Annotated in this window: 10 protein-coding genes; 6 read left to right on the top strand and 4 right to left on the bottom strand. The window is 46.2% G+C overall.

From position 1 onward, the window contains the following. Nucleotides 1-9 precede the first annotated feature (9 nt). The 4 genes from C161_RS19505 to C161_RS19490 all read left to right on the top strand — a co-directional run bounded on the left by C161_RS19505 (nucleotide 10) and on the right by C161_RS19490 (nucleotide 5293). On the top strand, nucleotides 10-1317 hold the full coding sequence (locus tag C161_RS19505) for a M16 family metallopeptidase (protein ID WP_036672126.1): 1308 nt from the start codon (nucleotides 10-12) through the stop codon (nucleotides 1315-1317). Beyond that, on the top strand, nucleotides 1310-2533 hold the full coding sequence (locus C161_RS19500; protein WP_036672123.1) for a M16 family metallopeptidase: 1224 nt from the start codon (nucleotides 1310-1312) through the stop codon (nucleotides 2531-2533). The genes C161_RS19505 and C161_RS19500 overlap by 8 nt, the downstream gene beginning before the upstream one ends. 34 nt (nucleotides 2534-2567) lie before the next feature. After that, nucleotides 2568-3374, top strand: a complete 807-nt coding sequence (locus C161_RS19495; RefSeq protein WP_036672121.1) for a 4'-phosphopantetheinyl transferase family protein — start codon at nucleotides 2568-2570, stop codon at nucleotides 3372-3374. 107 nt (nucleotides 3375-3481) lie between these two features. Beyond that, a complete protein-coding gene (locus C161_RS19490; protein ID WP_036672118.1) occupies nucleotides 3482-5293 on the top strand; it encodes a S9 family peptidase in 1812 nt (603 codons plus the stop codon). Between the two features lie 128 nt (nucleotides 5294-5421). Here the strand turns inward: C161_RS19490 and C161_RS19485 are convergent, their stop codons facing one another. Both C161_RS19485 and C161_RS19480 read right to left on the bottom strand, forming a co-directional pair. After that, a complete protein-coding gene (locus tag C161_RS19485; protein WP_036672115.1) occupies nucleotides 5422-6456 on the bottom strand; it encodes a phosphotransferase family protein in 1035 nt (344 codons plus the stop codon). Between the two features lie 21 nt (nucleotides 6457-6477). Further along, complete coding sequence (locus C161_RS19480) at nucleotides 6478-7452, bottom strand: SMI1/KNR4 family protein (RefSeq protein WP_036672112.1); 975 nt, start codon at nucleotides 7450-7452, stop codon at nucleotides 6478-6480. Nucleotides 7453-7664: 212 nt separating this feature from the next. Between C161_RS19480 and C161_RS19475 the strand changes: the two genes are divergently transcribed. Both C161_RS19475 and C161_RS19470 read left to right on the top strand, forming a co-directional pair. Continuing rightward, nucleotides 7665-8381 carry a helix-turn-helix domain-containing protein gene (locus C161_RS19475; protein WP_036607382.1) on the top strand — a complete coding sequence of 239 codons (717 nt, stop codon included), beginning with the start codon at nucleotides 7665-7667 and terminating at the stop codon, nucleotides 8379-8381. Further along, complete coding sequence (locus C161_RS19470) at nucleotides 8356-8760, top strand: toxin-antitoxin system TumE family protein (RefSeq protein WP_051449816.1); 405 nt, start codon at nucleotides 8356-8358, stop codon at nucleotides 8758-8760. Before C161_RS19475 ends, C161_RS19470 begins: the two co-directional genes overlap by 26 nt. 108 nt (nucleotides 8761-8868) lie before the next feature. On the opposite strand, the gene C161_RS19465 is transcribed toward C161_RS19470, so the two are convergent. Next, the gene (locus C161_RS19465; protein WP_036607380.1) at nucleotides 8869-9900 is read right to left on the bottom strand and encodes a ribonucleotide-diphosphate reductase subunit beta; all 1032 of its coding nucleotides are present in this window, start codon (nucleotides 9898-9900) and stop codon (nucleotides 8869-8871) included. Nucleotides 9901-10306: 406 nt separating this feature from the next. Further along, nucleotides 10307-12625, bottom strand: coding sequence for a ribonucleoside-diphosphate reductase subunit alpha (locus C161_RS19460; RefSeq protein WP_036607378.1), 2319 nt, complete (start codon nucleotides 12623-12625; stop codon nucleotides 10307-10309). Nucleotides 12626-13265: the final 640 nt, after the last annotated feature.

The following is a 13265-nucleotide window of genomic DNA, read 5'->3' as shown; positions in this document are numbered from 1 at the left end:
GAGGCAAGGATGCAGTCTTTCATTACGGAGCAGTACAATCGTCTATCGGTCCATGTGATGCCAACAAGCCAATACGCCAACTGTTATCTCCACCTTGGTATCGTTAACAAACAGGGAAGGATTCCCTCAGCGGTATTTGCAGTCATTGTGCGGCTGCTTTTCAGGCAGGATTCTCTCGGCAAAAGAAAGCTACAGCAGCAACTATGGTCTATGTATGCCGATGAGCTAAGGTGCGAATTGGAGGAGAAGGGGGAGACTCAGCTTGCATCCATCTGGTTGCGTATCCCTGCAGGGTTGCTGCCCGGGACCGATGCACGGACGCTCGATGCGCTGAAGCTGCTCGCAGACATGATGTTCGAACCGAGCCTTAAGGGCGGATTTGATTTTGATGAAGCGCAGATCCAGGAGGAACTTGTTTGGGCAGAATATCATGCTGGCTATGCTGTTTCCGATTGGGACAAGGTGATACGGGGGCGCAGTCTGGAGTGGCTTGGGTATGCGGGACGAAGCAGGGATGCCGACTTGGAGCAACTGCAACATTGTGTGCGTAATGGTAAATTGCAGGAATGGTACCGGGAAGTGCTTTGTAGCCCAATACATATTCATGTGATTGGTGATTTCCAATCGGATGTGATGATAGCTCAGGTCATGGAGACCTTTTTGCCTTCGATTTTCACGACTGATGGGGGAGCAACTCCATCTGTGATCGAGCAAGATCAACCTGCTGAGCACCGGGAGGAAGGCGAGATGATGCTTGAACTGATGGATGTTCAGCAATGCAAGATTAATGCGGCCTTTACCACCGAAGTGACGTATGGATCGTCGGATTATCCTGCCCTGTTTCTTTTTCATTCCCTGTTTGGCGCAACGCCAGCTTCCAGGCTTCAATCTGAGCTTCGTGAACGAAAGCAATGGGTGTATCAGATCTACAGCACGCTGGATGATTATCGGGGAATGCTTCATGTGACAACGGGAACAAACAGTGGATATGTGACAGAGGTCCTTGAAGCGATAGACGCTGAATGGCTGAGGATATGCAGGGGAGACATTCAGGAAGTGGAGCTGAATAGAGCTATTCAGAATGTGATGCATTATGTGCAAGTGGGATACGATCTGCCTGAGCAGGTGGTCAACCTTCATATCGATCGATTGCTCAACCGGGTCCAGATGACAACTCCGCAATTCCTGGAAGCCATATCCTGCGTTACTGCGGAACAAGTGGCTGAGGTAGCCTCTGGCATGAAAAAGGCTGTCACCTGGATTTTGTATCCTGAGAGCGAATATTCCGCACCAGTGCAGGAGGTGACTCATGAATAGTATTGTGAATAGCGCACCTGTCCGCAGGCGTTTATCCAATGGTCTGTCGGTCCACATTTTCCCCGAACCCCAGTTCCATCATACTTTTGTTTCGTGGTCCGTGTCCTATGGCTCAATCCATGATGGAGCCCTACCTGGCAGAGCACATTTCCTTGAGCATATGATGTTCTACAATCCGGATCAACGGCCCGTCAAGCCGTTATTTCATACTCTGGGAGCTTCGACATCTGCATTGACACGTTACGATGTAACGACTTATCAAATGGCCTGCACAGGCGATTTGAAACGAAGTCTGGAGGTGTTCACCGGCATGCTAGCTGCTCCATATTTCACCCCGATGCATGTGGAACAGGAACGGTCCGTCATTCATCAGGAGCTGTCCATGTATGCAGACCAGCCCTCCTGGCGAGCTTTGCAGCAGTTGACTCAGATGATGTATGGCAGCAATCACCCCATCACGATGGATGTTGCAGGTACACCGGATAGTCTGTACCAAATGACAACGGATGAGCTGAAGCATGCCTACAACACTCACTATGCCACAGGGAGCATGGCGATAGCGGTTGCCGGTCCGGTTGAAACGGAGTTCATTACGGATATGCTGGAAAAATTCCCTGCGATGGAACCACTGAATGGTGCCTACCTGCCAGAAGTTACACTCGACTATTTGGGCGAGGACTCCAATAAGCAATATCGAGAGATTGAATGCGGATTGTCCTTGCCACTTGTAAGGTATGGGTTCCGTGCCGAAGATGGGATGCATTTAAAAGAGCAAGTCGCTTGCATGATCGGCATTGAAGCTTTACTGGGTGAAACTTCGGATTTCCATGCGGAATGTATGGAGTTGGGTCTGCTTCATAAAGGTGCAGAATGGGACCACTATTATCGTAAGGAATTTGCCTTTTCGAACGCTTGTGGGTATTCAGCTGATCCCGTTTCTTTATATAACCGGGTTGAAGAGATGTGTGAGCATATTCAGAACGGAACGCTGTCCCTATCCAACTTCAACTATGCACGGATGAAGTGGTTAAGCAAGTATTATGCAGACATGGATTCGTTAAAACAGCGATGCATGCACGTCTCCGAATATGAGGTGATCGGACTGGATTATATACAGCTTGGCACGTATGCACTTGAATTGACAGAAGAAGAGGTTAGGAGTGGTCTTAGAACTATTGCAACGTCTACTCGTCTGCGGATGGTTGTTATACGTTAGCATGTATGTAACCCCGCATAGGGAGGAGGGCCTTATGGATTCCAGAACCGGAACAATCAGCAGCCTTCTGGCAATGAGGGCACAAGGGAATGATACGTCCATGCCGTTTTCAGGAGAACCAGAGGTCCACATTTGGACACAGACTTTGCCCATAAGGGAGGATCAACTGCAGACAGCGGCTGCCATGGACTCCGATGCAATGACTTCAGAAGAACATGAACGTATGGTCAGAATCAGCAAAACCTCACGTCTAAAGGCTCATTGCTGGATGATTTCAAGGGTTTTCTTGCGAAGAGTACTGGCACAGTACATGCAGCTTCAGGTAAGGGATATTCGATTTGAATACGGCACTTCCGGAAAGCCTTATCTCGTGGGAGGTCCGCAATTCAGCCTTTCGCATACGAATGGGCTATGTGTACTGGCGGTTACATCCACTAACAACGAGCTTGGCGTGGATGTGGAATGGGTACGTCCACTACTGCGAGAGAAAGCCATCATCCAACGTTTCCTGACGGAAGAAGAGCGGGATCATGTGCTGGAAGCCATATGTTCCGGTGAGGATTCTTCTTCCCTGCTGTGGAAAGTCCTCACAGGCAAGGAGGCCTGGATCAAGGCTTCAGGTCAATCTTTATGTGGACAGTGGAGAAATTTAAATACGATACAAGCGATACGAAATCATGAGCAATTGCTGGAATGGGCCGGACAGAAGTATGTGCTGCAGTCTTTGAAAATGGGCAAAAGCTACTCCGCATCATTATGCGTGACAGGGAGGGAGATACCACTGATACGCTGGATGAATGTGGATAATCATATACAAAGCTACGAGGGAATTGGTAATTAAATCTTACATATCTATTGTCTAAACATTGGCATTACCTATAATATGGACAAATGGTACCTTAATTTACCAATGTTAAATTCGTTGGTTCAATTCCAAGGAGGTTTGTCATGATTCAGTTCCCTAAACCGGATGTCGAGCAATATTTTCAGACGTACCGTATTTCACATTTTGCCGTATCGGCAGACGAGAAACGTTTGTTCATGGACAGCAATCTGAACGGTCAGCCGAATATTTGGGCGATGCATTTGCCTGGAGGATACCCGTATCCTTTAACGTACTTGAATCAGAGCAGTCAAGTTATCAAAGCAGACCCGCAGGGGCGTCATCTTCTTACCGCGTTTGATCGGGATGGAGATGAGAACTATCATCTATATGCACTCCCACCCGAGGGTGGTGTTCCACTGCCCGTGGTTCCGGCGGAACCGAATGATCGCTGTTATTTCGCTGAGTTGTCCGAGGATGGACAGCGTCTCTATTATGTCACCAGCGCGGGTAATCCGAATTATCTGAATTCACGCCGCATCGATCTGGAGACAGGGGAAGATGAACTGTTATACAGTGGAGAAGAGGTTACGAGCAGCCTGGTGGCTGTAAGTCCTGACGAGAAGAGTTATGTCATTTTAAAAATGTACTCCAATACGTATCAGACGGCGCATCTGTATCGTAACAATGAGGAAATGGAGATTTTGCCAGTCTCAGAACGCCATAGTCAGGTATCTGATCTGATTTTTGCAGATGATAATCGTCTTCTGCTCATTACCAATGATGACTCCGCATACGCCTATGTGGCTGAATACCGTATCGATACCCGCGAATTCCGCTTATTGTGCAGAATCGAAGGGGAAGATGTGGAGTTCATCCGCTGGCATCAGGCTTCCGAGACCTTATATTTCTGGACACTTACAGGGCCGGAGAATCGTATGTACGTATTGGGCAAAAATGCCGATGAGCCTCGGCGCATAGAGATGCCGCTGGATACGATAGAGCAGGTGAACGTTACAAAGGCTGGCAATGTGTATATCCTCGGACGTGGAGCGATCCAACCGCATAACATTTATCGCAAAATAGCAGGTGCTGAGTCCTGGGAGCCGCTGACTGCCAATCGGGTAACCGGACTGGACCCAAGTGATCTCGTGTACCCTGACGTTATTCGGTATAACTCCTACGACGGACTGGAGATCGAAGCTCTCTTGTTCAAAGCAAAACCAGAGCAGGCCAATGGTTACACCGTATTTTGGCCTCATGGTGGGCCGCAATCTTCCGAAGCAAAGTTTTTTCGGCCGATGTTCCAGATGATGCTCGCTCAGGGCTATCATATCTTTGCACCTAACTTCCGGGGCAGTACCGGATATGGTGCGGAATTCGTCAAATTGGTTGAGCGGGACTGGGGCGAAGGCCCAAGGCTGGACTGTGTTGCCGGGATCAACTGGTTGTTTGATCAGGGAATTACATCGCCAGAGCGGTTGTTTGTGGTAGGTGGAAGTTATGGGGGATATATGACCCTGTTATTGGCAGGTCGCCATCCGGAGCTCTTCCGGGCAGCGGTCGATATTTTTGGGCCAAGTAACTTGTTCACATTCCTGGAATCCGTACCGGAAGACTGGAAACCGATGATGGATAACTGGCTGGGTGATCCGGTCCGTGACCGCGAACGTTTAACGAAGGATTCACCGATTACGTATCTCGATCAGATGGTGAATCCAATGCTGGTCATTCAGGGTGCTAATGATCCAAGGGTCGTGAAGGCCGAATCCGATCAGATCGTGGCTGCGCTCCAGTCCAAGGGACTTGATGTGGAATACATCGTTTTGGATGATGAAGGTCATGGCTTCTCCAGGAAGACAAACGAGATTCTTGTGTACCGCCGGATGCTGGAGTTTTTGCAGAAACATCAGGAGTCACCCGTTGCACAAGCTTAAGTTGAGAGATTCCATCGTTGACTGAAATATAGTGAGATGAGGAAAACCGCCAAAGATCAAGGATGATCTCTGGCGGTTTTATACGTGCGCCCGCATGTTGGGCGACATATATGGAACGATACATTCTACTAATCTAACAATGCGACAATCGAATTGATGGACTGCTGCGCCCACTGTGCAAAAGGCAGGTCGGCTGCCCACGTCACTTGTCCTGTCGCTTTGGCTTCCCCCCACCACAAGATACGTTGATAGAGCAGATGCATGCTGAGACGTGTGCGGAAGTGTTGGCATTTCTCCGCATCTGTTGCACAGACCAGATCCCGGTAGCAGCGAAGGAACTGTGCGGCCAGTTCTGGTTGACCCTCACGAACATACCTGGTGGATATTTTGGTTAGGTCGGCTGTACCGTCTCCGAAATAGGCCGTTGTAAAATCGAACAGACCACTAATCTGCCACCCTGAAGAACGGTCGTCCAGATTTTGTATCAGAATATTCTCGACCTTGAAGTCTCCCATAACAAAACACGGAACAGCCCTGGACCGAAATGCCGGTTCAGCATTCTTGAATTGCTCGTCCACCCACTGAACATCTTCATCCGTAATCACCGAGTACTGTTCAGCATCATGTAACCAGTGACGAATGGTTCCGTACAACCAGTCCAGATAATCGCCTGCAAAGGAAACAATCTGCTGCGCTACAGGATCATATTCCCCGGCATCAGGCACCTTCCAGCGATGCAGTTCAGCCAAAGTATGGGCAAACATACAGGCAATCTCTTCCTGATCTTGCTGTGACAGCGAAGCCTGGAATGCTGGATCATACAGGTGATTCCCGGGCAGGCGTGGCATTATGGCATAACTCCAGCCTAGCAGATGGGTATCTTCATGTAATAAATATGGATCAGGGACAGGGATGGACGTATGTTTTGCCAGTTGTTCTACAAAGAACTTTTCTTCCTGTAACTGTCCTGCATATAAAGGATTGCCTTTCAGAATATACTCTCCACGGGAAGAGCGAATGAGCAGTGTCTGACCCATAACCCCTTTATCCGTTCGTTGATAATCTTCAAGGGTTCCCAGGTCAAGCTTATTCAGCGCATCCTGCAATGGAACTGCGGCCACTTCGCCAAGTTGATTGGAACCAAAATAAATACGGGTTGTCATATGGCCGGACCCTCCTGGGTTTTAGTCCTCATTCTCTTCGTCAGACAGGTCATACGTATCCTCATCGACCAATCCACGGATGAAAGCTTCAAAATTCGGCGCAAGATATGTAATCTCATAATCATTTTCCTGATCGACATGAACTACACAGGGTTCGCCTTCAGGGCCACAGAAGCGATAATCCAGCATAACAACATCATGACCAGCAGATGGACAATCACAGATCACAATCCCTAGGTCGGGGTATCCCCAATCTTCGATCATGAACCGACTTCCCAGCTCACCAGCGAGTGCGTATATTTTATCGTGTCCAATTCCCATAATGCTTGAAATGGCAATGTGATCCTCAGCCCAGGAAGTCGCTTCTTTGGTGGGAAATACAGTGAGCGCAGGGATACCGCCGTTTTGCGTATTCATCAGTTGAATATAGGAAGCGGGCAGTTTGTAACCCAATTCTTTCTCAATAGTCAAAATCTCTTCTTCATCAAAAGGTTCTGATACATGATTGTCCTGCGCATAATCACTTTGTACCCAGAACGTTGCGGGATCATAAGTCCCTGAAGCGGCTCTTAGATGGTTCTGTATACCGCTCTGCTCGAATGCGGCAAGTTCCTCTTCATGACGCTGGCGATCTTGACGCATCTTGTCCGCTTCGGGACGAATCTCTCGAAGGAATTCAAGGGTAGATTCATCATGGGGCAGAAGTTCATCAGCTCTCTCAAAAGCCAGTAATGCCTGTTCATAACACGCTATATGACAGTATGCATAACCCAAACGGTATTGCCAGAGCGGGTCGTTTACCCCTTGCTCCTGGACAGACAACAAATGTTGAACGGCTTCGCGGTAACGTGCATCATTGTTATAAGCTCTGGCGAGTTGACCAATCAGATCATAATCCCGCTCTGAGACGGGGATTCGTTCAATATGTTCAATAATGAGACTGAATTGGTCCTGGTCATGCCACAAGTTGATTTGTTCCAGCAGTTCTCTTTCCATGAATAGGCCTCACTTCCGTAGGAGGGGTATGAATCTCTTTCATTATATAATAAGTATGTGTTGGTTGGAGAATGTATAAATCAAGCTCTTCGTAGCATACTGTTTAAGTATACTTTAAGTTTGATCTATAAAGTTTAAGTTGTGTTTAACTTTGTTTAAGTATGATGTTGAAAGTTAAACTTTACTATCCTATACTAGGAGTGTGAGGTGAGATGGATATGGGAATCACAAGAGTTGAGAAGAATATATTTAGTCAGAACACGGATGAGATTGCTTCTGAGTTAGTTCAGAGCTTAAGTAATTCGGATAATAGCATTTTACTGTTCAAAGTGCTGGCATTTGCAGTCAAAAATAATGCTGAATTTGTCCGTAACCTGGATGAATCTATCTTTGAAGATGCTGATATTTTTAGAGAAAAGTATGTTACGCTTCTCAAACATGCGTTAAGTCAAGCAGTGGATGTACCGACAGGAATTACAGACAGTGGTGTTCCTTCTATTCCTTCTATTGAAGTTGTACATTCTTATACTCCTAAAGAATTATCTGTATTTTTTGGAGTGAGTATTACGACGATTTTTAACTGGATTGATCAAGGCCGTTTTATGGGGATTCAAAGAGCCGGGTCCAACAAACATAATCTCATCCCAGACGATACTACATATGTATATGGATCAGGTAAGAGAACGACGATTAAAGAGATTGTGACTATGTGGAAAAAGGAAGAGGCAGAACGCCAATCCACAATAGAAGTCAGTGACCTGGATTACCACACAGGGCAAATTGCCTTATATGAAGATAAATACAAAGGGGAATTCGAACGGACACTCGGAACTAAATTGAACTTAACACCTGAAGAAGAAACCGATGCACAAGTTTGGAAACACCATTTGGGGAGGCAGCGTCTTGGCTTTAAAGATACCGAAAAGTAATTTTCGTTTTATTGAGAATGATTTTTCAGATATTATTATGGAGATTCGAGATGGTGCCCAGGGTCTTCCAAGCAGTGCTAGAACTATTCGTAAAACAATTGTCTTTAATGATTTATCGAAGATGTACTGTGTAGAGGAGATAGATCGAAACGGGGGATTCATCGAGTTATATTGGTATGATTGGTATGATGATCAAAAAGAGTTGATTATGAAATTCCATGCTCATTATCATCCTGATGAAACACCTGCTAATATTACGATGTATGACCCGTTTCATATTCATACGGTAAATGAGAGAAGATTGAATAATGAAAAATTTCAAGAATTATATACGATTCTTGAATTTATTAGATTAAGAAATATCTCTATTAAATTATAATAGTTCAACGCTAATATGATGTTTGTACATACGAATTAAACAACACTCCCTGAACTTAGGCATTATAGCCACAGTTCAGGGAGTGTTGTTTTTATAATCTATTCTTTATTACAAATCGTCAAATCCGTTATCGTCGCCAACTTTACCGTAGTTACGGGATTTAGCTTCGAAGAAGTCTGTTTTGGTTGCATTCAGAGCTTCATCGGAGAATGGTTTGATCCAAGGCATGCAGTTTACATCCACACCTTCATATGCTTTTTCCATACCCATCAGACGCAGACGTTTGTTGGCGATGTACTTGATGTAATCTTCCAACTCGTTCAGGTCAATACCGCGCACGTTGCTGAGTGTGTAATGTGCCCAGTTGGTTTCAAGCTCAACAGCACGATGGATGGTTGTGTATACGTAGTCCATGTTCTCAGGTGTGTTCAGTTCAGGGAAGTCCACCAGCAACTGTTTGTACACTTCAGCGAAGAAGTAACAGTGTTGGTTTTCATCCCGCTGGATATACGAGATCATCTGGCTGGTTGCCATCATTTTCTGGTCACGGGCCAGGTTGTAGAAGAAGGCAAACGTACTATAGAAGAAGATACCTTCGAGTACCAGATCGGCTACCATAGCTTGGAAGAACGTCTGTGGAGACGGCTCGTCCCGGAATGTTTGGTAAATGTCTGCGATGAAACGGTTACGGTCAAGCAGGACTGGATCATGTTTCCAGTATTCAAAAATTTCCTTTTGCTCCCGATCAGATACGATCGAAGACAGGACGTAGGAGTAGGATTGGTTATGAACGACTTCCTGTTGTCCGATAATGGCCGAGATCGCTTCGAGTGAAGAATCGGTAAAGTAACGTTTTACGTCACCAACAAACATCGTTTGCATAGAATCAAGTACCGCGAGCAGAGAGATGTTGATTTTAAACGTACGTTGCTCTTCCTCGTCCAGTTGAGCAAACTGGGAAGCATCTTTGGACATTGGAATCTCGTCCGCGATCCAGTGGTTGAGCAATAATACTTTGTACAATTTGTACATGTGAGGCATGCGAATGTCGTTCCAGTTCAGGATACCGGAGCATTCACCTTCAATAATACGTGTTGATTGGTTAGGGGCTTCGGTGTTAAAAATTTTCTGTACTTGCATTGTTCCGTTCACTCCTTGAATGAATTTGCACTGTATAACTACGATGACAGAACAACCTTCCGATCGCTGTTATCCCCTGATTTTTTGATTCCCTCTTTTAAAGGGGAAAATCCGGTGATAAAGGCGAAGTGTATGCTTCCGAAGTAGCTTTCTTTCAGAAAGCTTTTAGCTCCGCTTCTTCAGCTTTGTTCTGTCCTCTTCGTTATCGTGTAATCATTAATTCTTTTATATATATTAGGGTTGTATAATGTGGCATCTATATCAACATCTTGCGATGCTGTGATCGTGTTTTAGGCAAAAAAGAACCAGGGCAACGCCATTTTGCAATCAAAACAGGATGCCCTGGTGGTCACCTTGAATCTAGTAAATCTTCTCTACCATGGATAAAACGTAACTTGCGTAAAAATCAAGATTCTTCAATCGTTAATGCCCGGCTACGAACATAATAAGTTGATTTCATGCCGGCTCTCCAAGCGTGCAGATGCAATTCCAGGAATTCTGTTGCTTTAATATCTGGTCGAACATAGAAGTTGAAACTTTGTCCCTGATCGACGTGGCGCTGACGGGCAGCCGCCATATTAATGGAAGCATGTTGGTCCACCTGGAACGCTGTTTGGTAATAAGGGCTTGTTTTTTCGGACAGATCCGGAGCCGGATTGGCAATTTTGTAAGTTGTTTTCTCTTCATAAGATAACAGCTCATAGAGCGGATCAATACTAGCGGTGGAACCGGCAATAATGGACGTGGAACCGTTAGGTGCAATGGCGAACAACCAAGCATTACGTACACCGTTTTGTCGTACTTCGGCTTGCAGTTCTTTCCACTGTTCGGTTGTCACGAACTCGCCTACGCGCTCACCTGATGTGTACTCGCGTTGGTCGAAGTAATGACCACTTTCCCAATCGGAACCTTTGAATTTCGGATAATGTCCTTTTTCTTTGGACAGCTCCATACTGGATTTCACGAGCAGGTAGTTAATTTTTTCATACAGATTATCGTTATACGTTACAGCTTCTTCAGACTCCCAATGAATGCCTTCGAGAGCAAGCAGGTGGTGAAGTCCAAACGTTCCCAGACCGACTGCGCGATATTGGCTGTTGGTATATTGGGCTTGCAACACTTCAATGTTGTTAATGTCGATAACGTTGTCCAGCATGCGCACCTGAATTGGAACAAGACGCTCCAATACATTATGAGGTATAGCACGTGCCAGATGGATGGAGTTCAGGTTGCAGACAACAAAGTCGCCAGGCACTTTGGAAATCACGATGCGAGTTTGTCCATCCTTGGTTACGAGTTCTTCCTTTTCAATTACAGTGGCAGACTGGTTCTGCATAATTTCGGTACACAGGTTGGAGGAGTATACCATACCGTGTGCACGGTTAGGATTGGAGCGGTTAACCGTATCGCGGTAGAACATGTATGGCGTACCTGTCTCCAGTTGGGATTTCAGTACACGCTTCATGATGTCAATCGCCTGTACTGTAATCCGGGACAGCAGTGGGTGATTCACCGCTTCTTCGTATTTATCACGGAACGCACCTTCGCCAAAGGACTCATCATAGAAATCTTCCAGTCCGAGTGCACGACCATTCTCGTCCTTCCAGCCCATCACTTTCTTCGTTTCGTGCGGACAGAACAGGCTCCATTCGCCACGGGTGGATACCCGCTCCATGAACAAGTCAGGCAGACAGATGCCGTGGAATACGTCATGCGCACGCATACGCTCGTCACCGTTGTTCAGCTTCAGATCGAGGAAAGCCAGAATGTCTTTGTGGAAAACGTCCAGGTACACGGCAATGGCACCTTTACGCGTACCGAGCTGGTCTACGCTGACCGCTGTATTGTTTAGTTGGCGAATCCAAGGGATTACACCGGAACTTGTATTTTGGTGACCACGGATATCCGAACCACGAGCTCTGACTTTGCCGAGGTAAACGCCGATGCCGCCCCCCATTTTGCTCAGACGAGCTACATCCGTGTTGGAATCGAAGATACCTTCGAGTGAGTCGTCCACCGTATCAATGAAGCAGCTGGAGAGTTGACCGGCTACTTTTTTACCTGCATTGGACATCGTAGGAGTAGCTGCAGTCATGTACATGTTGCTCATGGCCCAGTATGCTTCCTTGACGAGATCCATACGTCTCTCGGCAGGCTCTTGGTGCATTAGGAACATGGCGATAACCATGTAACGCTCTTGCGGCAATTCCATTACTTTTCCGTCAAAATCGTGAGCGAGGTAACGTTCTGCCAGTGTGAGCAAACCGATATAATCGAAGAGCAGATCGTTGCGGTAGTCAATGCACTCAGCAAGTTCGTCGATCTGTTCTTTGGTGTAACATTCCAGTAATTCTTCGCGGTAGATACCTTTCTTCACGAGATCTACAAGAAGAGGGTGAAATGCGCCATAAGGCTCGTCCGGGTAAGACTTGTATCTGCGGTTGGTAGCCGCTTTTTTGTAAAGGGAAGTGAGCAGGGAGCGCGCCGCTGCAAATTTCCAATTAGGCTCCTCTTTAGTTACCAGTTCCAGTGCGCTCATGATAAAAGCGTTGCTGATTTCGTCTCCGGTAACTTCATCACGGCGGAGCTTGCTGTTTACCCCACGTACCAGACGTTCCTTGTCCAGCATTTCCAGTCCTTCTAGAGTACGGTCGGCATATACCGAGATGCGCATATCATCAAAGGCAAGCTGGCGGTTGTTCGGCTTGGTCACAACTTGTGGCATGAATATTCCTCGCTTTCGCATGTTAAAGATATAAATTGGAGAAATTCTTTATATAAAGAATTGAGTGTTGTCTTACGGTGAGAAAAAGGTAAAGGTTGCTTTTGGCAGACTGAAACGGCGGTGACAAGTTCATGTCTTAAATCGCTCAACTTGAGGAGCACAAAACAGCACAATTCAGAACATGCTCATATAAAAAGCATTCTCCCGCCTCGCGGCTGAAAATGCCCATGGATGCTCTGGCTTCCTTACTGTCTTAGAAGTTCTGGATATCGACAGAAAAGGGTGCTTATGTAAGCTTTGGTCTATTGCAGATGTGCCTGTAGTTTGAGGATACCGGATGCAGTCCAAACAGCCCCGTTAACCTCCATGTCAACTCTGTTTCGAGAAAGCGATTTACACCTACAGGGACGTGCCTTTGGAGGTGATTTCATCCTGTTTTTCGCGAGAATGCAGAAGGTGACTAATAGAAGCGGAGAAATCTAGTGTTACTACATTTTGTAGCTGTCAACATACTGTAACCCAACATATTGTGTTTGTAAAGTGGGCCGATACAGTAAAACGTAATTCCGAGTATACCATTTAAGCCAGGAATCCGCAAAGGAAAAGGACTGGAAGATTTGAAGATTTATCAAAAAAATTT

Origin of the sequence: Paenibacillus sp. FSL R5-192, assembly GCF_000517845.1 — a bacterium.
Lineage (GTDB): Bacteria > Bacillota > Bacilli > Paenibacillales > Paenibacillaceae > Paenibacillus > Paenibacillus amylolyticus.
The sequence above is the reverse complement of the archived record's forward strand: the minus strand, read 5'-3'. Positions and strand labels throughout refer to the sequence as shown.

What these genes read in the sequence shown, in the direction of transcription:
- C161_RS19465 (WP_036607380.1), bottom strand. Translation starts at nt 9,900, where the DNA reads ATGCAAGTACAGAAAATTTTTAACACCGAAGCCCCTAACCAATCAACA.
- C161_RS19495 (WP_036672121.1), top strand. Translation starts at nt 2,568, where the DNA reads ATGGATTCCAGAACCGGAACAATCAGCAGCCTTCTGGCAATGAGGGCA.
- C161_RS19460 (WP_036607378.1), bottom strand. Translation starts at nt 12,625, where the DNA reads ATGCCACAAGTTGTGACCAAGCCGAACAACCGCCAGCTTGCCTTTGAT.
- C161_RS19500 (WP_036672123.1), top strand. Translation starts at nt 1,310, where the DNA reads ATGAATAGTATTGTGAATAGCGCACCTGTCCGCAGGCGTTTATCCAAT.
- C161_RS19475 (WP_036607382.1), top strand. Translation starts at nt 7,665, where the DNA reads ATGGATATGGGAATCACAAGAGTTGAGAAGAATATATTTAGTCAGAAC.
- C161_RS19505 (WP_036672126.1), top strand. Translation starts at nt 10, where the DNA reads ATGCAGTCTTTCATTACGGAGCAGTACAATCGTCTATCGGTCCATGTG.
- C161_RS19490 (WP_036672118.1), top strand. Translation starts at nt 3,482, where the DNA reads ATGATTCAGTTCCCTAAACCGGATGTCGAGCAATATTTTCAGACGTAC.
- C161_RS19485 (WP_036672115.1), bottom strand. Translation starts at nt 6,456, where the DNA reads ATGACAACCCGTATTTATTTTGGTTCCAATCAACTTGGCGAAGTGGCC.
- C161_RS19480 (WP_036672112.1), bottom strand. Translation starts at nt 7,452, where the DNA reads ATGGAAAGAGAACTGCTGGAACAAATCAACTTGTGGCATGACCAGGAC.